The organism is Gordonibacter urolithinfaciens, assembly GCF_900199375.1.
Lineage (GTDB): Bacteria > Actinomycetota > Coriobacteriia > Coriobacteriales > Eggerthellaceae > Gordonibacter > Gordonibacter urolithinfaciens.
In genome coordinates this window covers 1,471,594-1,498,176 of record NZ_LT900217.1, presented here as the reverse complement: position 1 = coordinate 1,498,176, position 26,583 = coordinate 1,471,594, and the positions used below count along the sequence as shown (strand labels likewise).

17 protein-coding genes are annotated in these 26,583 nt (G+C 64.8%); 14 read left to right on the top strand and 3 right to left on the bottom strand.

From position 1 onward, the window contains the following. The first annotated feature begins 14 nt into the window (after window positions 1-14). The 8 genes from BN3560_RS06505 to BN3560_RS06465 all read left to right on the top strand — a co-directional run bounded on the left by BN3560_RS06505 (window position 15) and on the right by BN3560_RS06465 (window position 13,163). Window positions 15-4,346 (top strand): InlB B-repeat-containing protein, encoded by a 4,332-nt coding sequence (locus BN3560_RS06505; protein ID WP_096227462.1) that lies wholly within the window; start codon window positions 15-17, stop codon window positions 4,344-4,346. A gap of 97 nt (window positions 4,347-4,443) precedes the next feature. Further along, the gene (locus tag BN3560_RS06500) at window positions 4,444-5,070 is read left to right on the top strand and encodes a flagellar basal body-associated FliL family protein (RefSeq protein WP_096227461.1); all 627 of its coding nucleotides are present in this window, start codon (window positions 4,444-4,446) and stop codon (window positions 5,068-5,070) included. 32 nt (window positions 5,071-5,102) lie between these two features. Then, window positions 5,103-5,753: a hypothetical protein gene (locus BN3560_RS06495; protein WP_096227460.1), complete on the top strand. Its 651-nt coding sequence runs from the start codon at window positions 5,103-5,105 to the stop codon at window positions 5,751-5,753. Window positions 5,754-5,847: 94 nt separating this feature from the next. Beyond that, the gene (locus BN3560_RS06490; protein ID WP_123649816.1) at window positions 5,848-6,453 is read left to right on the top strand and encodes a hypothetical protein; all 606 of its coding nucleotides are present in this window, start codon (window positions 5,848-5,850) and stop codon (window positions 6,451-6,453) included. A gap of 20 nt (window positions 6,454-6,473) precedes the next feature. Next, a complete protein-coding gene (locus BN3560_RS06485; protein ID WP_123649817.1) occupies window positions 6,474-10,223 on the top strand; it encodes an InlB B-repeat-containing protein in 3,750 nt (1,249 codons plus the stop codon). A gap of 11 nt (window positions 10,224-10,234) precedes the next feature. Next, window positions 10,235-10,537, top strand: a complete 303-nt coding sequence (locus BN3560_RS06480; RefSeq protein ID WP_096227457.1) for a hypothetical protein — start codon at window positions 10,235-10,237, stop codon at window positions 10,535-10,537. Between the two features lie 110 nt (window positions 10,538-10,647). Beyond that, on the top strand, window positions 10,648-11,337 hold the full coding sequence (locus BN3560_RS14320) for a hypothetical protein (RefSeq protein WP_123649818.1): 690 nt from the start codon (window positions 10,648-10,650) through the stop codon (window positions 11,335-11,337). Next, window positions 11,328-13,163 carry a hypothetical protein gene (locus tag BN3560_RS06465; protein WP_123649819.1) on the top strand — a complete coding sequence of 612 codons (1,836 nt, stop codon included), beginning with the start codon at window positions 11,328-11,330 and terminating at the stop codon, window positions 13,161-13,163. Before BN3560_RS14320 ends, BN3560_RS06465 begins: the two co-directional genes overlap by 10 nt. 136 nt (window positions 13,164-13,299) lie before the next feature. Here BN3560_RS06465 and BN3560_RS06460 read toward each other — a convergent pair whose 3' ends face one another. Next, window positions 13,300-13,536 carry a hypothetical protein gene (locus tag BN3560_RS06460; RefSeq protein WP_096227453.1) on the bottom strand — a complete coding sequence of 79 codons (237 nt, stop codon included), beginning with the start codon at window positions 13,534-13,536 and terminating at the stop codon, window positions 13,300-13,302. A 416-nt stretch (window positions 13,537-13,952) separates the two neighbouring features. Further along, window positions 13,953-14,717, bottom strand: a complete 765-nt coding sequence (ngr, locus tag BN3560_RS06455) for a nigerythrin (protein ID WP_087191517.1) — start codon at window positions 14,715-14,717, stop codon at window positions 13,953-13,955. Between the two features lie 264 nt (window positions 14,718-14,981). Between ngr and BN3560_RS06450 the strand changes: the two genes are divergently transcribed. The 4 genes from BN3560_RS06450 to hypD all read left to right on the top strand — a co-directional run bounded on the left by BN3560_RS06450 (window position 14,982) and on the right by hypD (window position 21,053). Beyond that, window positions 14,982-16,688 (top strand): glucose-6-phosphate isomerase, encoded by a 1,707-nt coding sequence (locus BN3560_RS06450; RefSeq protein ID WP_096227452.1) that lies wholly within the window; start codon window positions 14,982-14,984, stop codon window positions 16,686-16,688. Window positions 16,689-16,725: 37 nt separating this feature from the next. Next, window positions 16,726-19,539 carry a carbamoyltransferase HypF gene (locus BN3560_RS14685; protein WP_227114990.1) on the top strand — a complete coding sequence of 938 codons (2,814 nt, stop codon included), beginning with the start codon at window positions 16,726-16,728 and terminating at the stop codon, window positions 19,537-19,539. Between the two features lie 51 nt (window positions 19,540-19,590). After that, window positions 19,591-19,848: a HypC/HybG/HupF family hydrogenase formation chaperone gene (locus BN3560_RS06435; protein WP_096227451.1), complete on the top strand. Its 258-nt coding sequence runs from the start codon at window positions 19,591-19,593 to the stop codon at window positions 19,846-19,848. 119 nt (window positions 19,849-19,967) lie between these two features. After that, window positions 19,968-21,053 carry a hydrogenase formation protein HypD gene (gene hypD / locus BN3560_RS06430; RefSeq protein WP_172623279.1) on the top strand — a complete coding sequence of 362 codons (1,086 nt, stop codon included), beginning with the start codon at window positions 19,968-19,970 and terminating at the stop codon, window positions 21,051-21,053. Between the two features lie 664 nt (window positions 21,054-21,717). Here the strand turns inward: hypD and BN3560_RS06420 are convergent. Then, on the bottom strand, window positions 21,718-23,364 hold the full coding sequence (locus tag BN3560_RS06420) for an FAD-dependent oxidoreductase (protein WP_096227449.1): 1,647 nt from the start codon (window positions 23,362-23,364) through the stop codon (window positions 21,718-21,720). A gap of 109 nt (window positions 23,365-23,473) precedes the next feature. Between BN3560_RS06420 and BN3560_RS06415 the strand changes: the two genes are divergently transcribed. After that, the gene (locus BN3560_RS06415) at window positions 23,474-24,997 is read left to right on the top strand and encodes a helix-turn-helix transcriptional regulator (RefSeq protein WP_123649820.1); all 1,524 of its coding nucleotides are present in this window, start codon (window positions 23,474-23,476) and stop codon (window positions 24,995-24,997) included. A gap of 99 nt (window positions 24,998-25,096) precedes the next feature. Continuing rightward, window positions 25,097-26,581, top strand: a complete 1,485-nt coding sequence (locus BN3560_RS06410) for a cytochrome ubiquinol oxidase subunit I (RefSeq protein WP_096227447.1) — start codon at window positions 25,097-25,099, stop codon at window positions 26,579-26,581. Window positions 26,582-26,583: the final 2 nt, after the last annotated feature.

Sequence of the window (26,583 nt, the reverse complement as noted above, 5' to 3'; positions counted from 1 at the left end):
GCAGCTTGAACAATATGTTTGCGGGGTGCGACTCTCTGCTGCGGCTCCCCAAGGACTTCAGCATTCCTGCAGCAGCCAAGAGTAATAAAACGGTATTTCAGGTGAAAGGTACTAAGCTGCCGATGTACTATGACGGCAAAAATGGGAACGTTACGGGGTATGTGTGGGAAGCGGCGAATCGCGAATTGGTCTCATCTGCGAGCAAACCCGTCGGCGCCCACGCTGTCGCTCTCAACATAAAGGCTGGGGATGAGACAGGCCCCGGCTCATACTGGACAACCGCCTATACGGATGCTTCTGGCAAGCTTGCTGAACCTGGGTTTGCACCTTCCCGCCCGGGCATGGTGTTCACGCTCTGGTACTCCGACTCGGAGTGCACTCAGCGCGTGGATTTCTCAGAACCGTTTGCGGGCAACACGACGCTCTACGGTGTGCTGGCTCCGGGCATGCATGGCGGCGCGCTGCCGACCAAGGACAACGTCGGCGCCGCCTTCTGGTCGCTTGATGCCGACGGCACGCTGTACATTCGCGGAGGCGGCGTCATCGACAAGATCGGCTGGGACGACAAGACAGTCGGCATGGTCGATCTGCACTGGTCGACGCTGCGTTCTCAGATAAAGAAAGTCGCCATGGCTCCTTCATGCAAAGTGCAGATCATGGAGTACTGGTTCACCGGGTGCGAGAATCTCTTCGACATCGAGGGCGTGGTAATCCCTGAAGGCACGGTAAGTACCGGCGATCTGTTCTCCAATTGCACTTCTTTGAGGAACCTGCCAGAAAACTTTAGTCTTCCGACATCGGTCGGCTGGACGTTCAGTATGTTCAAGGACACGCCCATCGCTTCGCTGCCGGCAAACTTTTGTTTACCGGTCAACATAAACAATTGCGCAAACATGTTCAAAAACTGCCGCAATCTTACGTCTCTCCCCAAGGGATTCAGCATACCGAAGACTGTTGGCAACATGCCGGAGATCTTCTATGGCTGCGACGCTCTGACCATGCTGCCCGACGATTTCAGCTTCCCGGCCGAAACCGTGGTGAATAGCGACACAGGAAAGAACAGAAGGCCTTTCTTCGTTTCGATCGATAGCGGCGCCCCGCTCGTCCCCCTCTACTACGGCGGCTGCGATCCAGCCGTGTTGAACTTCGACTGGGCTAGCCAGAACCGCGTGCTCATCGCCGACTCGGCCGACCGCGGCATGTTCGAGGTCACGTACAAGCTGGTAAACATAGACGGCACGTGGTCCACGCGCTCGACGGCGCTCACTGACACGGACGGCATGGTGGCCGACATCGGTGCGCCTCTGGGCGGCGGGTACGGCTTCACCGGCTGGTGCGCGGACGAGGACTGCCTCGAGCCGTTCGACTTCTCGCAACCCGTGAGCGAGCCCACGACTCTCTACGGCAAGTGGACGGTGGACGGCGGCGCGTTGCCGACGACTTCCGATAAGGGCAACACCGACCCAGCGCTTGCCGGCTGGACGCTCGGCATCGACGGCACGCTGTCGATTACGTGCTTGCGAGGTCAGACGATCGACGACCTGCATTGGGGGTGGGAAGGCCAGAGCTCGGGGCACTGGAGCGGCGTGCGCGCGTCGGTGAGGCGAATTGCCATGGGCGATGATGTGCGGGCATACCACATGAACTATTGGTTTAAGAGAATGACAAGCCTCGAGGACGCGTCGGGCGTATTTGTTCCCGAGGACTCGATTGGCGCCTACGGCTTGTTCTACGGCTGCTCGGCTTTGAAGAAGGTGCCCGCGTCGCTTACGTTCCCGGAAAGCGCCACGAACCTGGGCGGCATGTTCCAGAACTGCACGGCGCTCGAAGAGGTCCAAGAGGGCTTCGCGCTGCCGGCAACCACGGAGCATTCGTCACTGATGTTCAGGGGATGCACCGAGCTCAAGTCGCTTCCGGAAAGCTTGGCCCTTCCAAAGTCCGTATCGCGCGCCTCGTCCATGTTTAACGGGTGCACGCAACTGGAGTCGCTTCCGAAAGACTTCATGCCGGCTGTTGACCTGACGGCCGACCCAGATGTCGCCTACCAGCTTACCGACGCCGACAACATGTTCTACGGCTGCGCGGCCTTGGCGTCGCTGCCCGAGGGATTCGCGGTCCCCGAGAGCGTTGGGAACATGGACGGAATGTTCGCAAATTGCAGCTCGCTGACGGTGCTCCCCGACGGCTTCGACTTCCCCGTAGCCGTGGCCGAGGCGGCCAAGGCGACACTTCCCTTCCAATGCAAGGAAGAGACGCCGACGTGTTTCAACGGCGGTGCAGAATCCGCGGTTATGAAGTACACGAAGTGGGCTGATAACAAGCGCACGGTACAGATAGGTATCCCCGATGGCTCGGCATTCGTGGATTACCATCTGCCCGATGGCGAGGGCGTTCAAAAGCTGTGGACGCGCCAATCGGCCGCGAAGAACTCCACGATACGCGGGCTCGTTGCCCCCGGCCGCGAGGGTGCCTCGTTCCTCGGCTGGTACACCGATGCGGCCTGCACGAGCAAGGCGAGCTTCCCGCTGACGGTGGACGGCCCCCTTTCCCTGTACGCCAAGTACGCCGCTACCAGCGGCGCCCTGCCGACGACGGACGCTCCCGGCAACGACGACCCGCAGGTCGCCGGCTGGTCGCTCTCGGACGACGGCACGCTGCGCATCTGGTGCGAGCCGGGGGAGGTCATAGGCTACTTGGGGTGGAACCATGCAGACGCCTCGTTCTCCGAAGGAAAGTGGAATAACGGCTACTGGGGTCCTTTGCGAGACGAGGTTCGGAGCGTGAATATGGATTCCAGCGCATCGGCCATCAACATGAACTGCTGGTTTGCCGAAATGCATAATTTGAGCGACATTTCGAAACTGGGCATATCGACGCAAGCGAAAGAGCTGAGGAGGCTTTTCTTCCGCTGCACGTCCTTGGTGGAAGTGCCCGATGAGTTCGATATCCCTGAAGGCGTTGAATGCGTTTCGGACATGTTTGCCTACTGCCGCGAGCTTTCGAAGCTGCCATCCGGATTCGAGCTCCCTCGTTCAGTGGTCACTGCCAATCACCTATTCGATGCGTGTGCAAAGCTAACCGAGATCCCAATGAGCTTCCTGCTTCGCGAGGGAATAAAAGACGTCCGCTGCATGTTCATAGGGTGTTCGGCCCTGCGGACCCTTCCGGTTGGTTTTACTTTGCCGTCAACGGTAAATGCGGCTAATGGGTTTATAAGCGGCTGCTCTTCGTTGGAGGCGCTTCCTTCCGGCTTCGCCTTGCCGGCCGGCGTGGGTTCGCTTAAAGAGTTTGCGAAAGGAGCGTCGTCTCTCGAGACGCTTCCCTATGGTTTTTCCATTCCGGCTGGGACTACGAGCACGGTCAGCATGTTCGAAGGCTGTACTTCGCTCAAGGCTCTGCCTGAAGGATTTGCATTCTCCAATGCCGCGAACCTGAATGACGTATCGTCGATGTTTGGTGGTTGCACCAGCTTGACTTCGCTTCCTTCAACACTCGAATTGGCGGGCATGGGCGGGGTAGCTGGAGTTGGCACCATGTTCGGTGGCGTCGGGGCGGCAGGATACGGATCGGAGAACGGGCTTCCTACCTACTACGCTGGCGAAGACCTCTCCAAGCTCGGTCCCACTAGTGCCGACGCATCGACATATTGGCTGAGCAACTACGGACGCGCCCTCTTTACCGCAGCAAGCAAGCCTGCTGGAACGCATACGGTGTGCTTCGTCTTGGTCGATCCTGCGACAGGGGAGGCCGAGACGTGGATGTCGGTTAGTACCGATAATGCAAAAATCTCGCGCCCCGCCGACCCTGCTCTGTATGGCTATGCGTTCGACGGTTGGTATCGGAACAATTCGTTCACGGCCGACTCGAAAGTGATGTTTGACGAAAACAACGCGATGCTGGTTGACGGCAATCTCATGCTCTTCGGAAAGTACACGCTGCAAACCATGTATCAGATACCGACGAAGGCAAAAGTGAAGCTCGACCCCACGGGCAAGACTACGTCGGCGGACGTGCAGATGCGGTCATTCACGCCCGTGCCGCTCAAGGTAACGGATGTGTCGTGCGACGCGGCGAATGCGGCTAGCGAGATCGTGGGCCCGGCGGATATTCAGAACATAGCGGCAACGATACTTCCTGAGGGTGCCAAGCGCGCCCTGCCGCTGGGGGTTGGCGAATCGGGAACGCTCTCGTCGCTTGTGCTGCCCGCTGCGCAGCCCGGCGCTCCCGGCGTGCTCAACTATTCCATCGGGTTGGACATTCCCGATGCGTCCGTGGTGAAGCTGTGGCGCGATGGATGGAGCACTGATCTGGTTTGCCTCAAGTACACGATGGAGCCTGCGGCGTGAGAAAACCTGGCATTCGATGCCCGGCGCTCCCTCGGGGGCGCCGGGCGAAACCTACCCATTTGCGCTTCGGCGCATTGATCGATGAAAGACAGGGGATATGACCGAAGAACAGCAGACAGACCAGAATCCCTCCCTGCATGAAGTGCACCGGGCAGCCGGTGTGCACGAGGTGCATCCGTCTCGCGGGCCGCGGCCCTCGATTGCGCCGCGTTCGGAAGGCGACGGCTCGTCTAAGAAGAAGCGCCTGGTTGCGGCTGCTGCCACCGTGGTGCTGCTGATCGTGGTAGGCCTCGCGCTGTGGTTCGCGCTCGGGCGTCCGGCGGACATCTTCGATCCGAACGCGAAATCGGGACAGGCGCCCTACAAGTCGGCCGAGGAGATGCAGGCAGAGCTCGACCGCATCGTGGAGGAGGGCATGTTCGGCATCTCCATCGCTAGCGTGATCGAGTTCGACGACGGCGCTGCGCCCGGCACGGCCTACCTCGAGAACGTGCCCGGCAACCGCTACCTCATGCAGGTGGCCATCACGCTGGACGACACCGGTGAGACCGTCTACGAGTCCAAGGCCATCAAGCCGGGCAGCTACATCGAGTCCATCACGCTCTCGGCCGACCTGGACGCCGGAACCTACCCGGCCACCGCCATGTTCACCGCCCTCGACGCTGAATCCCACGACGATGTGGGCAAGGCTGCCGCCAAGGTGACCCTCATCGTGAAGGGGTGAGTGCATGGAAGCTCTCGAAGCGAAGGATCGAGGTGGTTGATGAAGCGATGACCTCGAACAATAAGAAGCAGTTGGCAACGATCAAGGAGGTAACGAACATGAAGAAGAAAGTACTGGCAACCGCCGTCCTCACTGCGGCCCTCGCCTTCGGCACGGCTGTCCCGGCGTTTGCAGAATCTTTTAGCAATAACTCTGCCGATACAAAGGTGTCGATTTTTACCGATACGAGCAATATTAGCGCCACGCTTCCGTTGAATTTGACGGTCGGGGCTCCGGCGAACGGCGGCGCATTCACTGGTCCTACCGATGGCACGTACAAGATCGTGAACAACTCGGCGTTCGATATCAAGGTGGAAGAAGTGGTGGCCACCCAGACGACCGATGCTGCGTCGAAATGGGGCCTTTCGTCTGACAATCAGGCAACTGCATCAGCTCCGAGTGACGGAAAAATCGCCACGCTTCAAATGAAGATCGCCACGACCGATGACACAACTGGATGGAGCGTTGTCACCAACAACTCGTTCAAACCTGCAACAGGCTGGACCGTTGCTGCCGGCGCGAGCAACAACGAGCTCGCCATCGCGCTTTCCGGCACCATGTCGAAAGCCTCTAGCACGGCTCAGAATTCAGCAGACAAGGCAGTCGAAGCCGTGAAGCTCACGTACAAAGTCAGCGCAGCTTAGGAAACGGATCGCGGGCCGGGCTCGTTAGGGCCCGGCCTCGCAAAACCACTAACAGGCAAAACGGCGCCGTCAGCATAACGATCGGAAAGGGTATATGTCAGTCTCTAGCAACAACGAAAATCCGGAAGGCGCACGTCCTTCCGAGACGGGCATGTCCACGGCGCGCGGGGAGGCGCAGCCGGGTTCGGCCGCTGCCCGCCAATCGCTGCCGCCCCTTTTCTGGATTATGGCCGCAGTGGCGGCTGCGGCGCTCGTGGTAGCCGGCGTGCTCGCGTTCAACCTGGGGAGCCATAGCCTCCAGGGACGCGACCCGAATGCGGCGCTCGGCCAGCTGGAGGGCAAGACGCCCGACGAGCTGCAGGCCGAGCTCGACCGCATCGTGGAAGAGGGCATGTTCAACATATCCATAGCGTCCTACGTGGAGTTCCGCGAGGGAACCGCCGAGGGTGAGGTGCGTATAGAAAACGTGCCGAGCAACCACTACCTCATGCAGGTGGAGGTGGTGCGCGACGACACGGGCGAATCCGTGTACCGCACGGGCATGATCGAGCCCAACCATCACATCCAGCGTGCGCGGCTGGACGCGGATCTGGATGTGGGGTCTTACCCGTGCACAGCCGTGTTCTACGCCTTCGAGTCGGACACGGAGGAGCCGGTGGGGCAGGCCGCCGCGAAGATGACCATCGTGGTGGCAGGCTGACAAGGGAAAAGGGAACAGGTATGAGAAGGTATATACACAAGTCACTGGCTGCGCTGCTGTGCGTATGCCTGCTTACCACCCCCGTTTCCGCCATTGCGGAACCTGCGTCGTCGCCCTCCGGGCCGTCGGCGGGGCCGGCCGTGCCGTTTGCGGGCGAAGAGGCCTCAACCACGGTGAGCGTGCTGGTGGTAGGGCTTTCCATCTTGGGGAAGACAGACGACATCGCCGCCTCGCTGGCTGACATACGAGCCGATATGGGAAAGCCGGTCGACCAGCAGACCTATGTGCTGAAGGTTGTGGTGTCGGGGGCCAACCCCGATGTGTGCTCCTACTCGTGGACGCGCGGCGTGCTGGGCGTTGACGGTTCCGTTGCGCCCGACCAGGCCTTCGCCGACGACCGCCCGCAGCATCCCCTGTCGGACGATGTTGCGGCAGGCCTTCTTGAAACCGGCCGCACCTACCGCTATACCGTGGAGGTTGCGGATCCGGCCAGCGGGTCGTCGGCGAGCGCGTCGATGGACGTGACGCTGTCCGACGAGTACCTGGACCGCACGCTTGCGAGCGCCGCCGGTGTGACCGTGCAAGGCGCTCTGCACCGTTCGCTTGCCGACGCCGACCTCGCGGCGACGCCGCTCGATGAGCGCTCGGCTGCGTATGCGTTCCTGCTCGAGGCCGCAGCGGGGATGCGCGTGGAGGGAGCATGGCACGTGGGGCTGCCCACCGCCCCCGACGGAACGCCGGCGTACCGCGGCGATCTGGGCGTGTCGTTCCCCGTCGACCTGCCCGACGGCGCAGAGGTCACAGTGCTGCGCCTGGGGGCATCGGGCGCGGTCGAGCAGATCGCCGCGCAGGTTGTGGGCGGCAGGGCGCTGGGCAAGACGGGGGCGCTCGGGGCGTTCGCGTTGGCCGTCCCCGCCCAGGGGACATGCTCGGTTACGGCCGAGGCCGGAGCGGGCGGCTCGGTGAGCCCGGCCGGAACCGTGGAGTTCGCGCCGGGCGCCAAGCCGGTGTACGCGTTGTTGCCGCACGAGGGCTACGTGCTCGACCGCGTTGAGGTGGACGGGGCGGCCGTGCAGGCCGCGGGCAACGCCTACGTGTTCCCGCCCCTCGAGGGCGATCACGTGCTGCGCGCTTTCTTCGCTCCTGCTGTGGTGGATGAAGGGCGCCAGCATACGGTGACGGCCCAAGTGCAGGGCGAGGGTGGCCTGGTGGCTCTGGGCGGCGCGCAGCCGTCCGCCTCGCAGAGCATGCCGGCCGCGCATGGCACCGCCGTGCGCGTGCTGCTGGTGCCGGCCGAAGGCTACGCAGTGGACGAAGTGCTGGTTCGCAAAGGCAATGTGCCAGCCGAACGAGCGGTGGTGTTCGGCGACGAGCTGCTGCTGCCGGCCGTGCTGGACGATACCGAGGTCACGGTCACGTTCCGTTCCGGCTCGCCGCTTCCCGTCGTAACGCGCACCGTGACGGCCGAGGTCGTGGACGGTCGCGGCACCGTGTCGCCCGCTCAGGCCGACGTGCCCCACGGCGGCACCGCCACGGTTTCGCTGGCGGCCGAGGACGGCCACCGCCTGAACGCGGTTATGCTCGACGGCGACGACGTAACCGGACAGGTGCGTGGCGGCAAGCTTACGTTGCAGAACGTGGTGGCGGACCACCGCGTGGAGGTTGCGTTCGAGCCGGTGCCGCGCGACCCGGCCGCTCCCGACTGCGTCACGGTCGAGGCGCGCGCAGGCGCGGGCGGCGCAGTGAGCCCAGCAGGAGGGGTGCTGGTGCCGCGCGGTTCGGCGCAGACGTTCTCCTTCTTCCCCGAACAGGGCAAGCAGGTCAGCGCGCTTTCCATTGACGGGCGCGAGTTCGCGTTCAACGGCTCCAGCTACACCCTGTTCGACATACAGGCCGACACCGAGCTTTCCGTCGCGTTCTCCGATGCAGGCTCCGTGCCGCGGCCCCAGCCAGGCGCCTACACGGTCACGGCGCAGGCGGCCGCGCACGGCACCGTGTCTCCGTCGGGGGAGGTTCGGGTGATCGAGGGCGGCTCGGTGCTGTTCGCCCTGCTGCCCGACGAGGGCTACGAGGTGGACGAGGTGCTGGTGGACGGCGCTGTGGTGCAGTCCGGGGGCTTCTCGTTCCGCTTGGCGGACGTGGCGAAGGACGCGCGCGTGGAGGTCACGTTCAAGGAGCGAAAGCATTTGCTGCCGGACGATACCCTGGTGAGCGTCGAGGTGGCCGTGGAGGTGACGTCCGACAGCGGCGAGGGTGGCACCGTGTCGCCCTCGGGCTCGCTGCGCCTGGTGGCAGGCTCGTCGCAGACGTTCTACGCATATCCGGAGCCCGGTTTCGGCCTGGACGCCGTGCTGGTGAACGGCCAGCCCGTGCCGGCGCACGCGGTGGTGGCGCCCACGCTGCGATCCCTGAGCGCGGTGCTGCCGCAGAGCGCGTACTGCTTCACGGTAGACAATCTGGCCGAGGATGCCCAGGTGAGCGTCCGCTTCAAGAGGCTCGCGGACGGCGAGCCCGCTCCCTCGCCGGTGCCGGTGCACGAGGTGTCGGCGAGTGCGGAGGGCAGCGGCATGATCTCGCCTGCAGGGGCCGTGCGGGTGCCCAGCGGCGGCGGGGCGTCGTTCACGGTGCGGGCCGATACGGGTTGGCACCTGGCTGCTCTCACCGTGGACGGGCAGGATGCAACGGGCCGGCTTTCGGGAGGCGTGCTCGCCTTGGAGAACGTGCGTGCCGACACGCAGGTGAGAGCCGTGTTCGCAGCCGATGCGGAGGAACCCGGTCCTGCGGCGCCCTTTACCGTGCGGGCCACGTCCTCCGCTGGGGGCCGGGTGTCGCCGTCGGGCGACGTGCCGGTGCGGGCGGGCGGCTGCCAGACGTTCGCGTTCTTCCCCGAGGAAGGCTACGTGCTCGACAAGGTGGAGGCGGGCGGGCGCACGGTCACGCCCGTCGACGGCACCTACACGATGTACGACGTGGCGGCGGACACGACGCTGCACGCCACGTTCCGCCTGCGCGCCTCCGGCGATCCCGACCCGGTGCTGCCCGACACGTTCCCGGTGACGGCCACGGCCTCGGAGGGCGGCTCGGTCACGCCGTCCGGACGCTTGGACGTGGTGCGCGGGCAGGAGGTCCTGTTCGCGCTCGAGTCCGACGAGGGCTACAAGCTCTCGCGCGTGACCTTGGACGATGCCGATGTGACTTCCCAGGTGCAGAACATGACCTTCATGTTGGCGAACGTCGAGGCCGCCCATGGGCTGCACGCCGAGTTCGCTCCCGTGGAGGAACCCGACCCGCCCGTTACGCTGCATACGATCACGGCAACGGTGGATGGCGGCCACGGGCGCGTGTCGCCCAGCAATGCGGTGGAGGTTGCCCATGGTGCGAGCCAGACGTTCTACTTCTATCCCGACGAGGGCTACGCAGTGGGGGCTGTAACGGTGGACGGGGCACGCCTAGCCTGGTCGCGCGCAAGCTACGCGTTCTTGGACGTGCGCGGCGACCATACGCTCGCCGTTTCGTTCAAAGCGGCTCCGACACCTGCGCCCACGCCGGACGACCCCGGCGGCACGGGAGAGGGAGGCAGCTCGGGTACGGGTTCCGGAGCAGCCTCGCCATGGAGTGCTTTGGGTGGGTCAACGGTTACGAAGACGGGGGATCCCCTAATTTCCGTTGCGGTAACCGTAGGTTTTGCGGCTTTGGCGGCCGCGGCTGTGCTGGGAGCGGCCGCATGGTCGCGTCGCCGCAGAAGAACGGGAGACTTGGAGGAAAGCTGAGGTAGAATGCCATGTCCAGAACGAGCGACAAGGTCATCCGGGAGAACGCGCTCAGGATGCTGATGTTCATTCGCGAGGAAACATCGCGTGCCCGCAGCCACGTCGCGCCGCTCTCGTATAGGCAGATGGCCCGCGGGTTGGGGCTGAGTATCCAGCAGGTGCGTTTTCTAAGCATGCGCCTGGAGGAAGAGGGTTTGGTGGCGTCCACGCCCCGTTATGCGGAAGACGGGGGACAACTGGCGAACGGCTACGCGCTGACATCGAGGGGAAGATTGCTGCTTCGCGAAGCGCGCAAGTTGGAAACGATTCGATGAGATGGGCCGGATGCGGGGCCGCTTTTCAGGCGGCCCCGCTTTTGGCGTGTTGAAGCGGATGGGTCGCACGCGGTCCCATGCGCAGAAGAAAGGCGAGGATGGCGAATTCGATGAGGAAAGCGCGCTCGGTGGTGCTTTGGCTGGCGGTATGCTTGCTGGCCGGGTGCCTTGCGACGCTGTGCACTGCATCGGCCTGGGCAAGCGCGCCGGGGCCGGGTGCGGCAGGTTCATCGGCAGGTGGCGAGGCGTCGAGCGCCGGATCTGAGTCGGGCTGCATCGCGGGAGGCGCCGACGGCGCCGGCGGGGAGGCGCCGGCGGGCGAGGGTGTTGCTGCGACGGTCGGTGTTGATGGCGGCGTGGCTGGGACTGCAGTGCCAGACGGGGGCGAGACTGCGGACGGCGCCGAAGGGGACGCCCCCGCGGGCGATGTCCCCGCCGTCGGCGAAGCAGCCGATCCGGCCGAGGCCGAAGGCGGGGAGAGCGGCGGCCCTGCTTTTTCAGCGAGCGGTGCGGTTCAGGGACTGGGAGCTTGGATGGCGAAGCGCGATGCGCAGGCGCTCGCGGCCGCCGAGTCCACCGCGAGCGCCGCAGCGGGGGAGTCGGCCGACGAGCGCGCCGGCATTCCTTTGCCGTCCGCAGGCGCAGGCGTGCTCGCGCTCGCCTGCGCCTGCGGGGCCGCCGGCTGCTTCGCCACCGGGCGCTCGCGGCGCGCCTCCGCCCCGTCGGCCTCCAACCTCTGCGGCAAGCGCACGCCGCTCCGTACCGTTAACCGAGAGAACGAGGGATCGCTATGCCTGTAAACTCCGCATTGTCGCTCGAGGCGCTGCTGGGCGCCGCCGACGGGGACGCGTCGGGCCCCGAATCTGCCGAAGAGGCTTCTCCTCGTTCGGATTCCGTCGACCTTTCGATGCTCCTCGGGCTTGCCGGCGAGCAAGAGGAGGCAGCGCAGGCGCCTGCGTCCGCCTCGCTTGCGACGTTCTCCATTTCGTTCGATGATGCGGCGGGCCGGAAGGAGGGGGGCGAGCGGGCCGGCGAGGGCGATGCGGCCCTCGTCGACAGCTTGCGGTCGCTGCTGGGAGGCTCGTCTGCAGAGGGGGAGGCCGAGGCCGTCCCGGCCGAACCCCAAGCCGCGGCCGACGACTGGGTGAGCGGTTTGGCCGCCCTCGTCGCCGAGGTTCCGCGCGAGGCCGAGCCCGCCGAGCCCGGCCGGCGCGGAGATGTCGCGCTCACGGTAGAGGCCGTCGCCGCCTTGGCGTCCGGCGTTCCCGCCGCGAAGACGGCCGCCGTCGAGCCAGCTCCCCATACGGTAAGGAGCCGTTACGCAGATGCGCGCGCGTTCCGCCCCGCCGCCGGCCGGACTTCGGCGGCCAAGCCGGTTTCCGCACGTGAGCCGCAGCCTGCGACCGCCCCTGCCGGTGTTGTCGGCAAGCAGGGGGCGAGCGCGAAGGCTGCGGTGCCTGCGGGGAGGGAGGATGCCGCTCCGGCCGCTGGAAGCGTCGCGGACTCCGATGCGGCGAAGACCGTCACGGTGCCGTCGGGCGAGCCTGCCCCAGCCGCGAAGCCGTCCGGGCCTTTGGAGCCGAAGGCGGCTCTGCAGGATGCCAAGGCCGCTGGGCCTTCCGCATCCGTAGAGCCCACGGAACAGGCGAAGCGGAAGGAACAGGCGAAGGACGCGAAGGACGCGAAGGACGCGAAGGACGCGAAGGACGCGAAGGACGCGAAGGACGCGAAGGACGCGAAGGACGCGAAGGACGCGAAGGACGCGAAGGACGCGAAGGACGCAGGGCCTTCCACGGCCGCGGAAAAGCCTCCCCTCTCCCAAGCGGCCGACGTTGCCGCCGGTGCCGCGCTAGTTGCGGAGGTTGCGGATGCCGCCACCGCAGCCGCCGAGGGTTCCGCAAGCGAAGGTTCCGCGCAAGCCGCCAAGGACGCGCGCGGCACCGGTTCGGCGCATTCCGCGAAACCCATGGTCGCCTCCCTTGGCGTTTCAGGCGTTTTACCCGCACCCGCAGAAGGCGCTGACTTCGCGTCACCGTCGGGCACCTCCGCCTCGAAATCCCCTGCCCCCGCGCCTCCGTCTGGCTCCGCTCTCGAGGCGGCTTTGCCGGTCGCGCCCTCCGCAGAGGACCGTTCGCCTGCCCGGCCGGTCAAGCGCAAGTCGGCGCGGGACGCATCCCCCACCACCCGCTGGTACGTGCTGTGCGCCGTGCTGCTGGCCTTGGCCGTGGCGAGCACGTGCTTTGCCGTTTGGACGTCGGCTGACACGCACGAGGCGCCTGCGCTCTCCAGCGCTCCGGCATCTGGTGCGCTCGCTTTCGCCTACACGGTGCAAGGTCCCGACGGCCAGCTGCGCAACGCGCGGGAATCGGTGGCCTTCGGAGACGACGGCCTGGCCGAGAGCAGTACCCTGTCCATCCAAGCCGAGAGCGACGAGGCGGCCGAAGCGCTCTTGTCCGAGGCGAAGGAGCAGTTCGGCTCCTCGTGGTCGGGCGGTTCGGTGGAGGGCGGCAACGCGGTGTTCACGGTCGACATGCGCGCCGAGCGCATCGACCGCAAGACCTACGAGGCCCTGATCATGGCGAACACCGCCGATGCGCGCCTCCTAGCCCTTGGCGAGGAGGCATAGCCTCATCGCGCTCCACTGCCTCGGCGGCTGCCTGGCTGCCCGCTTCAAAAGAAAACCCGCCCCTCGCAGCTTTTCGACCAGAAGTCAAAGCGGAGAGGGACGGGTTTCGGCCTTGCGGGCGCCCGGAGGTTTCGGATTAGGCGGAGGCGGAAGGAGAGGCAGTCGTCTGGGCGGCCTTCAGCTTGTCGACGGCCTCCAAGAATACGTTGTACAGGTCCGGCGAGATGATAACGCTCGACACCTCGTTGTTCGTCACCACCATCTTCACGCGCTTGCTCTGCACGTTCTTGACGAAGTCGCTGTCCTTCATCTTCCTGATATCATCCAGCGTCATGATTGAATCGAGCTGAGGCAGCGCCAGTTCCAAAGCCATAGTTGCAACTCCTCTATATAGTAGTGAAATGAGCGCAACCAGTATAGTCCGCGTTCGCCGCGTGCCTCCAGGGTCGTGCGAGAGAAGCGCCTCTCGAGCCCAGCCGTGCGCCATCAAGTTGACTACCATAGGAAAAAAGCCAGGTCAAGCAACCGATAAGCAGCGAATCAAGCCGCCGCAGCAGGCCGGTGCGCCCCTCGCGCCACAACCCCTCCATCACTTATATGACACCCCCGGTGATGTAAGCCGCCTCGAATCCCCCCGCCTCCGCCCCAATGCGGCAAGGCCCAAGGCTCGCCTTGGCCGGTCGCGAAGGCGGAAGAAAGGCAAGGGGGATGGGGAAGGGAAGGCCCGGGCACGCCAAGGGCGCATCCGGGCCTTCGAGGGAGAGATCCCGTTAAGGGCAGGTCGAAAGCCTAGTATTCCTTGAAAGAAGCCTTGGGTGCCAGGCAGATGGGGCAGGCGGTGAAGTTCTCGCCCTTGTGGATGTAGCCGCAGATGGGGCAGAGGTAGTATTTGTCATCCGTGGGCGTGTCGATGGTGTTGTACGCGTCCAGGTAGCGCTCGGCGTGGTACGCCTCGGCCAGCTTCGCGCGGGTGAACACCTGCACGGCCTCGTTGTTCTGCTCCTCCTGCGCCACTTTGATGAACGCGGGGTACATGTCCGACGTCTCGTAGATCTCGCCGTTCGCGCCAGCAATGAGGTTGAGGTCCACGGTGTGCTCGGGAACCTCGGGCGGCTCGGGCTTCTCATAGCCCGGCTCCAGTTTCTGTGCCAGTTTGTACTCCAGCTCGATGTGGATCTTCTCGGCATCCGACGTGCAGTTGAACAGGCGCGCGATGTGGTCGTAGCCCGCTTTCTCGGCAACCTTTGCCCATGCGGCGTACTTCGTGGTGGCGCCCGTCTCGCCCTCGATGGCCGTCTTCAGGTTGTCGAGCGTCGTGCCCACGGTGGTGGCGCTTTCCTCAACCACGTTGAAGTTGCTGGCCGTAGCCGCGTCGGGCATGGTTTGCGGGTCGAGCACGTTCGCCGTAGCGCCGTCGGCGGGAGCGTCGGCGTTCGCCTGAGGCGCGGGCTCTTCCTGCTTGGGCGCGCAGCCGGCCAGCAGGCCGAGCGTACCGACGGTTGCGGCTCCAATAGCCGCGTTCCTCATGAAGCTTCGCCGGGAGATATCGGACATGGAAACCCCTCCTGTTCCAGCGGCGGTGCTTTCTGCGCCGCCCGATCCGCGTGAGCGCTGCTCTCGTCTGCGCTCATCTAATGATTGATACTTTATATCAATAAGTAATAAAAATCAATAAGAAATATAATCGAATTAGTGGACTTTCAGGAAGGAGCCGCTGGGCGGTCTCACGTACACAACTCCGTCACAAGCCGAGGTGGGCACGGGCACTTCTCGCCGCCGTTTGCTAGAATGGGCGGAACTCCGCTGAAAGAAGGTTTCATGATTTCGGGTGATATGGAAAAGCTGTATCCCTCCGCGAAGACGCTCGTGAAGGAATGCGTTGCCAGCCGCGTCCACGCGAAGGACGCGAAACTCTATGATTTCTCCGAACAGGCCCAGGCCTGCGCCGAACGGTACATGGGATGGACGGACCTTGCCAGCAACCCGCCGTACCCGCTCGCCGACATCCAGGCGTTCGCCGATTCCATCATCGAGCAGGGACTCAAGACGGTCGTGCTCATCGGTCAGGGTGGCTCCACGCAGGCGCCCATGACCATCACGAAATACAACAAGCCTGACTCGTCGCGCATCGTGTTCAAGACGCTCGACTCCGACTCGCCCGTGCGCGTGCGCGCCATCCTGGCCGAGGCGCGGCCCGAGACAACGCTGTTCGTTATCTCCTCGAAGAGCGGCGGCACCATCGAGCCGCGCCTCGCCCTGCGCGCCGTGCGCGACGCGGTGGGCGATGCCCTGGCCGAGGAGGAGCTGGTGCAGCACCTGGTGGCCATCACCGACCCCGGCTCTGACTTGGAGCGTCAAGCGCGCGAGGAAGGCTGGGCTGCCGTGCTGCCCGGCGAGCCGTCCGTGGGCGGCCGCTTCTCGGCGCTGTCCGTGTTCGGCCTGCTGCCCGCCGCACTCGTGGGCATCGACCTGGAGGAGCTGCTGGAGCACGCCGTGGAGGCCGAGAAGCGCTGCAGCGAGGACGCCATCGACAACCCGGCCATCGGGCTGGCGGCGTTCCTGTACGACAACTACCTGCAGGGGCGCAACAAGTTCTCGTTCCTCACGCCGAAGCGCGGTCGCGTGCTGGGCCTGTGGATAGAGCAGCTGGTGGCCGAGAGCCTGGGCAAGGACGGCCAGGGCATCCTGCCGAACATCGAGATAGACTCGCTGCTGCTCACGAACGACCCCGGCGACCGCAGCGTCATCATGTACCAGACGAAGACCGACCTGTGGGACGAGCGCAAGAACTTCGAGATGAGCCTGTCCTACATCGATCCCACCATCCCGCGCGCGAACTTCAAGATCGACTCGGTGGAGGAGCTGGCCGAGCACTTCGTCATGTGGGAGTACGCCGTGGCCATGTGCGGCTACCTCATGCGGGTGTGCCCGTTCGACCAGCCCGACGTGGCCTCCGCGAAGGCCGTGGTGCTGGACATCCTGAAGGAGGGCCAGCCGGCGCCCGACTTCGTGCAGGACTACATCGGCGACGTGCACATGGGCGAGGTGGAGGTGCGCCTGGCGCCGTGCTTCAAGGACTGCACCGACGTGCAGGGCGCCCTCCGCGCGCTTCTGACCAGCATCCAACCGGGAGATTACTTCGCGCTCAACGCGTTTCTGCCGTTCACGGGCGAGGGGCGGCGCGAGGCGCTCGAGCTCATACGCCACGGCGTGGCGGCCAGCCGCCATACGGTGTCGTGCCTGGAAGTGGGGCCGCGCTACCTGCACTCCACGGGCCAGCTGCAGAAGGGCGGCCAGAACAACGGCGTGTTCCTCATCCTGTCGGCCGACGAGCTGAAGGACATCCCGCTGTCGGAAGAGGCCGAGAGCTTGGGAACGCTGGCGAAGGCGCAGGCTTCCGGAGACCTGCTGACGCTCGCCGACCGGGGTCGCCGCTGCGTGCACCTGCACCTCCCCGACAACTCCGGCGTGACGCTGCGCGCCCTGTCCGAGGTTATCACGGGGATACTCGCAACGTTGAACTAGGTAGGTTCCGCTCGCAAAGCTATCGGGAAGGCGCACCATGATCGAAGCGCTCGACATACAGGTGAAGGGTATCGTGCAAGGGGTGGGGTTCCGCCCCTTCGTCTATCGAATGGCGAAGAAGTACCTGATAAACGGTTGGGTGCTCAACGCTACCGACGGCGTGTTCATCCATGCCGAGGGCGAAGCGAAGCTGCTCGACGAGTTCGTCATCGAGCTGTCCGAGAACCCGCCGGCCGCCTCGCGCGTCGAAGAAGTGACGCTCAAGGAGGTTCCGTTGGAGGACTTCGACTCCTTCGAGATCCGCTTCTCGGACGCCGGCGCGGTGGAGAAGACCACGCTCGTGTCGCCCGACCTGGCCACGTGCGACGACTGCGTGCGCGAGCTGTTCAACCCCAACGACCGGCGCTACCGCTACCCGTTCATCAACTGCACGAGCTGCGGGCCGCGCTTCACCATCATCGAGAAGCTGCCCTACGACCGCAAGAGCACGTCTATGAAGGACTTCCCCATGTGCGAGCGTTGCGCCCGCGAGTACGGCGACCCGCTCGACCGCCGCTTCCACGCGCAGCCCGACGCGTGCTTCGAGTGCGGGCCGCACCTGAGCTGGCGCGAGCACGAGGGCCTGCCCTGCGCGCTGGCCAGCGTAGACGCCTCCGTGCCGGCCGTAGGCCTCGAAGAGCGCACGAATGCTGCAGGTGAAGCATGTGACGCCCCCGACGCCATCGCTTCGCCACTTGGCCCGGTGATCTGGGGGAAAACGCGTGCAGAGAGCGATGCCATCCTCGCGCGCGCCGTGGAGCTGCTGCGTGCGGGGAAGATTTTGGCCGTGAAGGGCCTCGGCGGTTTCCACCTGGTGTGCGACGCGAACAACGCCAACGCCGTGGCGCTCCTGCGCGCTCGCAAGCGCCGCGAGGGCAAGGCGTTCGCGGTGATGGCTGCCTCGACGGCCGACGTTCGCCGCGTCTGCGAGGTGAACGACGCCGAGGCTGCCGCGCTCGAGGGCTCGCAGCGCCCCATCGTGCTGCTGAAGAAGCGCGCGGGCGCCGCCTTCGCCCCCGGTCTGGCCGACCGCCTGCCCGAGCTGGGCGTCATGCTGCCCTATACCCCCCTCCAGCACCTCCTGCTCCACGACTTCGCCGATGAGACAAAGGGACGGGGATACTGTCACATTCCCCTGCTCGTCATGACGTCCGGCAACATCCACGACGAGCCCATCGTCATCGATGACGAGGATGCTTACGCGAAGCTGTTCTCCGTGGCCGACGCGTTCATCGGCCACGACCGCGCCATTCGCGCCCGCTACGACGACTCGGTGGTGCGCGTCATCGATGCCGGCAGCGCGGGCGAGGCCCTCCAGTTCCTCCGCCGCGCCCGTGGCTTCGCGCCCCTTCCGATCCCGTTGGCCGGCCAGCCAGCGGAACGAGCCGACGCTGCGGCCTCCCGTGGCACCCGATCTGCGTCCGCTGACGAGAGCTTGCGTACCGAAGTACGCGGCGCCTCCGTCAACGACCGCATCCCGGGCACCGGGGAAGTCCTCGCTGACCCCGATGGGCCCGAGGGTTCCCACGATGCTTCACGTGAGGCATCCGTTCGTTCGCAGGCGATACTCGCCGTGGGCCCCGAGCAGAAGAACACGTTCACGCTCACGCGCGATGCCGAGGCGTTCGTGTCGCAGCATATCGGCGACATGGAGAACGCCGAGACCTACGACGCGTGGCTCCAGGCGAAGGACCGCTACGAGACGCTGTTCGAGATCACGCCGACGCGCCTGGCCTGCGACCTCCACCCCGAGTACCTCACGTCGAAGTGGGCGCACGACGAGAGCCGCGCGCGCAAACTGCCCCTCACCGAGGTGCAGCACCACCACGCGCACATCGTGTCGGTTATGGGCGAGCATGGGCTGCCCGGCCCTGTGTGCGGCATCGCGTTCGACGGCACGGGCTACGGTGTGGACGGCGCCATCTGGGGCGGCGAGGTGCTTCTGTGCAACCAGCGCGCGTTCGAGCGGTTCGCGAACTTCGCCTACGTGCCCATGCCGGGCGGCGCGGCGGCGGTGAGGCATCCGTTGCGCATGGCCTACGGTGCCCTGTGGGCGTTCGACCTGCTGGAGCATCCGGGCGCGGCCGACGCGCTCGCCGCCCTGGGCGATCAGGCGGCCCTGTGCGAGCAGATGATCGACCGCGGCCTGAACACGCCTATGACCTCGTCTGTCGGCCGCCTGTTCGACGCCGCCAGCGCGCTTCTGGGCATCTGCACGGAACCGAAGTACGAGGGCGAGCCGGCCATCTTGCTAGAAGCGGCGATGGACAAAAACCAAACAAATGTTTCACATGAAACAGCGGAAGCCGGCCAACGGGAGGCCGCGCATGCCGCGGCCGATGCAGCAGCTGCCCTTCCGGCCGCCCCCCCGAACGCCGAGGATGATGCCGCTGCGGCCGACCGCTACGCCATCGAGGTCGTCAAGAACACCGCCACTGCGGAGAGCACGGCGCAGGACACCTCGGTCGTGCTGTTCGACGCGGCCCCTGCGTTCCGTGCGCTTCTGGACGATAAGGCTGCCGACGTGCCCGTGCCCGTCATCGCGCGACGCTTCCACGACGCGTTCGTGCAGGCTGTTGCCACGGCGGCCGAGCTGGCGCGCAGCGTGTACGGCATCGAGACGGTGGCGCTGTCGGGCGGCGTGTTCATGAACCGCTACCTGGTGGAGCATGCGCTGGCGGCGCTCGAGCGCGTCGGGTTCACGGTGGCCGTCAACCGCGATCTGCCGCCCAACGACGGCTGCATCTCGTTCGGCCAAGCTGTGGTAGCATGGGCCTCGAACGAAGAGGGCGCCGCCGAGCGCGGTGCGTAAGGCGCGATCCGCCGCGGAGCCGCGCCGCAACCTGAAAGAAGGCATGAACTTATGTGCTTGGCCATACCTGCTAAGATCACCGAGCTCAAAGACGGCAACCTGGCGACGGTCGATATCCTGGGCGTCACCCGCGACATTGCCGTCGACCTCACGCCGCAGGCCGGCGTGGGCGACTTCGTGCTCGTGCACGCCGGCTTCGCCATCGAGGTGGTGGATCCCGGCTACGCCCAGGAGACCATCGACCTCATCAAGCAGTTCCCCGAGCTGGCCGGCGAGGACATTCCCGACGTCGAAGAGGCGTCCCGATGAGCGGCCCGACGAGCGCCGCTCCAGCGAACCAAAAAAATGGAACGGATGTTTCACGTGAAACATCCGCCGCGCCGGTCGAAACGCCCGCGCACGAAAAGCCCGTAGTCGATGGCGCCGCCATGGAAGCCGAGCTCGCGGCGTTCAAGGATCCCGAGCTCGCGCGCGGCCTCATAGACTCCATCCAGAAGCTCGCGCCCGCGGGCGGCGCCACGCTCATGGAGGTGTGCGGCACGCATACGGTGGCCATCGCGCGCAACGGCATCCGCAACCTCATGCCCGAGGGCATCCGCCTGGCGTCCGGCCCCGGCTGCCCGGTGTGCGTGACGTCGAACCACGACATCGACACCGTCATCGCGCTCGCGCGCACCGACAACGTCACCATCGCCACGTTCGGCGACATGACGCGCGTGCCCGGCTCCACGTCCAGCCTGCTCAAGGAGCAGGCGGCGGGCCGCAGCGTGCAGATCGTGTACTCGCCGCTCGACGCGCTGGCGCTCGCCCAGCAGAACCCCGACCGCGAGATCGTGTTCGTGGGCGTGGGCTTCGAGACCACCACGCCGCTCGTTGCCATGGCCATCAAGCGCGCGGCCGCGGCGGGCCTCGAGAACTTCACCGTGTTCGGCGCCCACAAGAACATGCCCGGTGCGCTGGAGGCCATCATCAACGACCCGAAGCTCAAGCTGGATGCGCTCATCCTGCCCGGCCACGTGAGCACCATCATCGGCGCGGAGCCGTACCGGTTCCTGGCCGAAAAGTACGGCATTCCCGGCGTCATCACGGGCTTCGAGCCGGTGGACGTGCTGCAGGGCATCGCCATGATCATGCGCCAGCTGCACGAGGGCCGCGCCGAGATCGAGATCGCCTACGCGCGCGGCGTCATGCCCCAGGGCAACCCCGTTGCGATGGCCGCCATCGACGAGGTGTTCGAGACGTGCACCGCGCTCTGGCGCGGCCTGGGCGAGATCCCCGGCTCGGGCTACCGCATCCGCGAGGAGTTCGCGCAGTTCGACGCCGTGCGCCGCTTCCAGCCCGACATCGAGCCCACGCAGGACCCGAAGGGCTGCCGCTGCGGCGATGTCCTGCGCGGCATCATGGCTCCCAACGAGTGCCCCCTGTTCCGCCGCGTGTGCACGCCCGAGAATCCCGTGGGCCCCTGCATGGTGTCCAGCGAGGGCAGCTGCGCCGCGTACTACCGGTACTATTGAGATCGCGAGTGGGAGGGTTTGTCTTGCTCACGCCTTCTCGACCCGCAATGGCAGGGGATTACTCCATGAATCCGACTTCCCCAAAGATAGCCGTCCGTTTCAAATATCATGAACGAACTCTTCCGCAAGACCGACATTTTGGAGGCCATCGTCGTCACGCGGGATGACGAGCTTTCCAAGAGACGCCCTTGCTTAATCGCACGGAGGGGGCGTGAGGAGCCGCTCCATCTGCCCAGCAGCATCATGCGGTACCTTTACCCGCTAGAGGGCAACGAGTCGGTGCTGGGTGACAATGTGTTCAGCGACCCGTATCGCAAGGTCGATGCCCAACTGGCCGTCGACACGAAGACGATCACCCTTTCGGACCTCGATGAGCTCACGCAAGGTGGCGATAGGCTGTGGGCATGCGCATCGGTGCCTGCTGTCGAATGCTGTAGGCGCTTGCGAGTGCTTCCGGCGCATGAGCCAGCACAAGTTGACGCCCCTTCCATGGTGCCGAGCGAGGGCAGCTGCGCGACGTATTGTCGATACTGCTAAAGTTCATAACTGCCGACTCTGAAAGAGCCCCGGCCCCGAAAATCACGAGCGGGGAGCCGAGATCCGGCTCCCCGCTCTGGGAGGGACGCTACCAGGCCCAAAGGCCGGAGCAAGCGGTGCGTGCGCGCTAGGCTTGGTTCGCCACGGCGCTCTTGGCGGAGATGCGTCCAAATACGAGGCACTCGGCCACATTGCCGCCGCCCTCGTAATAGTGGCCCCAGATGGAGCCGAACTCGCCTGCAGAATACAGCCCGGGAATAGGATTACCCTCGTAGTCGAGAATGGCGCCGCTCGCCGAGCGCACCGGGCCGCCGTCGGTGTTCAGGAAAGACGGCGCGCACAGCTGCGCATAGAAGGGCGGTTCGCTCACCGGCACGAGCGTGCTGGCCGGGCGGTGGAAATACACGTCTTCGCCATGAGCGCAACACTCGTTCCACTGGCTCACCGTGCGCGTGAGCTCGTCGACCGGCACCTCCATCTTCGCGGCCAATTCCTCGATAGTGTTGGCTGCGTGCGCATAGCCCTTCGCATCGGGCGTGGAGCCGTCGGCCGAGGGAGGGATGGCGCCCTGCGCAAGGCCCTGCGCGTCGAACACGAACCACGCCTTCGACGGCATGGGCAGATGAGGCCATTCGCCACCGAATTGCATGTGGCCGTGGCGCGAGCCCACGTGCAGGCTTATGTCGGACATATAGGGGTACTTCTCGCGAACGTTGTATCCGTCCCAGTCCATGTAGAAGCGGCGCCCGTTCACGCCCACGGTGATACCGAAACCCTTGGGCGCCGGCTTGAAGATGGGGGGATTCGTGTAAGCGGTGTTTTGCAGGTCGCGGCCTGCCATCCAGAAGCCCGCAACGTTGTTCATATGCCAGAAATCAGCGCCCAACTCCGCGCAGATTCGATGGCCGTCGCCCGTGTTCAGCGAACCGGCAGCGGGTACGGCAGCACCTTGGCCCAGATAGTTCTGCATCATTTCGGGCGAGTGCTCGAAACCTCCCAGGCACATGATAACACCGCGCTTGGCGCGGATGCGCTTCGGGGACCTCTCACCGGCCACAACACCCAGCACGGCGCCCGATTCGTCCTGCACAAGGTCCACGAGCGGCGTGCTTGTGCGATATTCAACCACATCGGCGTGTTGAGCTACGGCTTGCTCGAGGAATACCTGCACATGGTTCGGGCCCTTCACCTCGACCTTCGAGTTCTTGCCGATGGCGAAGTAGCCGAACGCGTAGGAGTTTTCGTACTCGTGGTATTCGGCGTTGCGCTCCTCTGGGTCGGTGGCGGGTTCGGTAATACTCATCTCATCCTTGCTGGCACCCATTTCCAGCACCCAGTCGTAGATCTCGGAGCAGCCCTGCGCGTAGGCTTCCAGCACGTCGTCGGGAGTTGTGCCGTGCGCCAGCTGCTTGAGGTAGGACGCTAGCTTTTCGGGTTCCTTCGTCCAGATAGCGTCGCCCTTGCAAAACGGGCTGTTGCCGCTGGGGCTCGAGCCCTTCTCAATCAGTAGGCAGGTGGCGCCGTTCCCCTCGGTAGCCACCGTCAGCGCCGCCGCATGTCCGGCGATGCCCGCGCCTACCACCACTACGTCGAACTCCTCGTCCCATGTTCCGTCTGCCGACGCGTCGACCTTGCCCGATGCCGGTGCCTGGGGTGCGCAGCCGGCCAGCCCGAAGGCCGCCACGCCGGCGCCGGCCAATGCCACGCCGGCCGCTTTCACGAAGCCGCGGCGTGACTGTGCGGGACCCCGAAGATCTATTTCCCTGTTGCTCATATTCCCTCCTTGGGTTCGATGAAAAAGCATCTGCCTGATCATCCTTGTTCTCACGGGGTTTGAACATCGCCGAAATGGCATATTTTTGCAGGTGGGGGGCATCCCCAAAATGGACGATGTTGCGCTGTCGACCGCGCGGCCGTATTATGGGGCGACCGGTGCCGGGCCGGCTTGGCTTTTCTCCGAAGGAGGACGCGCTATTAGCGGGGTCAAACGATATCTGATGGCTGCGAGCGTGGCCTCGGGATGGGGGCTGCTTGCAGCTTGGGCCGATCTGTTCGGCCATTCTCCAGGATTCGCCGAGCCCTATTCCGGACTGGCTGGCTTGGGCAACATGCGGGTATACTGGCTGGCGGGCCTGCTGACGCTCGCGGTTAGCATGGCCCTGTTCCCGCGCTGGTTCGAACGGACCCAACGCACGCTGTTCTATTGCCTTCCTCTGGCGGCCTCGTTCGGCACGATGGCATTCGCGGTGGCTTGCCATCAGACGTTCTTCCCGCCCGAGCCGGTGGCGCTTGCCGGCATCGCAGTGGCGGGCGCGGGCTATACGTGGTTCACGTGCCTGTTCTGCGGCATGCTGGCGAAAACCCAGTGCATGTCGTACGCTGTCGGCAGCATCGTGGCGGGCCTCGCGCTCAAAACAGTGCTTGGCAGCTGGTTCACCGGCTTTTTGGATGCGGCGGCACAGGTGGGGCTTGCCATCGCCCTTCCGCTGGTCATAGTAGGCTTCACGCTAGTGGCGGAGCGCGGCGTGGACACGCGCATAGCCGACGACGAATGGAAACCGGCTGCCAGTGACAAGGTGGTCTATCGCTATCTTGCGCCCCAGATTGTGGTAGCCGTTCTGGCGGTTGCTACCACGCGTGTGCTCACGCCCCTCGGCTTTTTCGGCGACCCGCTAAACCTGTTCACCGGTGCCTTGTCGGCAGCTATGGGCTCTGTGGCCGTTGGCGCGGTGCTCGTTGCGCTTTCGTACATACTGCTGGTGAGGAGGGCGAAGGTGCATTTGAGCAAGCGATTCATGCCGGCTTTTCTCGTAGTTATCTTCGCGTTCTTTCTCTCGGCCACGGGGACTTCGTACCACGGATTTCTCGCGGCGGTGGTGGAGGTGTTCATCACGGCTATCGAGGCGCTTTCCCATGCGCTGTTCTGGACTATCGCGGTCACGGCCATTCGCCTGAAGGACGCGTCGCCGTTTCGCGTGGTGGGTCTTTCGGCGGGGCTCTACGACGCCGTCTCCATCGTGTGGGTGATGTGCTTCTTCAGCTTGGGCGTGGTGAATAACGGCGTGATCATCGTGGTGGCGTTCGCCATCGTGGCGTTGGTAATGTGGCTGACTGATCGCAACGAGCAAGAGGCGAGCACTGTCGTGCCCCCTGCGCTCTTGGTGGATCGGCGTGCGGGGATAGCGGAGGCACATGGTTTGTCCCCGCGTGAAACCGAGGTCTTCATGTTGCTGGCCCAAGGGCGTTCGCGAGCTTATATCAGCGAGGAGCTCGTGGTATCCGAGGGCACTATCAAAACGCATATCTCCCACATCTATGCCAAGCTGGGCATTCACGGCAGGCAGGAGATGTTCGACCTGCTGCTTGCCGAGGAAAAGCACGCCAACAAAAATATTCAAAACACGTAGCGCTTGTGGATAAATGGTGCTAATATAGTATCAATTAAAAGCGCGCCGATTCCCCAGGGCTGGCGCGAAGGGCAAGGCGAGACATAAAGGGGGTGTGCCATGGATATCTTTTCCGATCCCGTGTTGCTGGCGCGTGTGCAGTTCGCCCTGACGGCGGCCTACCACTTCTTCTTCGTGCCGTTGACCATAGGTTTGGGATTGATCCTAGCCATCAACGAAACCAGGTACTACCGCTCGCGCAACGAGAAAGACGCAGCGGCCTCGAGGTTCTGGGTGAAGATCTTCACCGCGACGTTCGTGATAGGCGTGGCCACGGGCATCACGATGGAGTTCTCCTTCGGAACGAACTGGGCGGACTACTCCCGCTTCGTCGGGGACATCTTCGGGGCGCCGCTCGCGGCCGAGGCCCTGCTGGCCTTCTTCTTGGAGTCGGTGTTCCTGGGCATCCTGCTGTTCGGACGCAAGACCGTGTCGCCGAAGTTCTACCTGGTGAGCGCCTGGCTCGTGTGGTTCGGCTCGTGCCTGTCCGCCCTGTGGATCCTCATCGCGAACTCGTGGATGCAGACGCCGGCCGGTGCGGAGCTTGCGGCCGACGGGTCGAAGGCCGTCATCACGGACTTCCTAGGCGCCGCGCTCAACCCGTCGCTCATGGCCCGCTACAGCCACGTGGTGGTTGCGCTGCTCATCATGGGCGCGTTCGCCGCCATGGCCGTGAGTGCGTGGTACCTGATCAAGGGCAGGCACGCCGACTTCGCCATGAAGACCATGCGCATCGGCGCCGTGGTGGGCATCGTCACCAGCTGCGTCATGATCTTCACGGCGCACGCGTCGGCCGTGGTCGTGGCCGAGGAGCAGCCCACGAAGCTGGCCATGATGGAGGGCATGTACGACGACGAGGTTCCTCCGCTGTACCTGTTCGGCTGGGTGGACGAGGAGAGCCAGCAGGTCATCACCCCGTTCGCCATTCCCGGTGGCACCAGCTTCCTGGCTACGGGCACCTGGGACACCGAGTACCAGGGTCTGAACTCGCTGGCCGAGACGGAGCAGTACGGCGCGCTCGATCCCGAGACGGCGCCCGTGAACTTCGTGTTCCAGACATACCATATCATGGTTGCCATGTACGGCCTGATCATGATCACGGCTATCCTGGCCATCGTGTTCACGTACCGCAAGGGCGGCCGCATCAAGAACATGAAGTGGCTGCAGCGCCTCGTGTTGATCTCGCCCGTGTTCCCGGTGATCGCCATCCAAACCGGATGGTTCACCGCCGAGCTCGGCCGCCAGCCGTGGGTCGTGTACCCTTCGGCCACCGGCCCCGAGGGCGTGGCGCTTGCCACCGGCGATGCGGCCTCGGCCTCGGTGTCGGCTCCCGAGCTGCTGATCACCATGGCGCTGTTCTTCCTGGTGTACGTGTTCCTTATCTTCGCGTGGGCGCGCGTCATGGGCCGCTTCATCAAGGAGGGCCCGGTGGCGAAGCCGGCCGAAGCCGACAATGCCGCATCCGACGACGCCAAGCGCAAGGACGTCGTGCCCGGCTTCGCGCCGGTGGACGATCCGGCGGTTGCTGCGAAAGGCGGTGAGTAGCC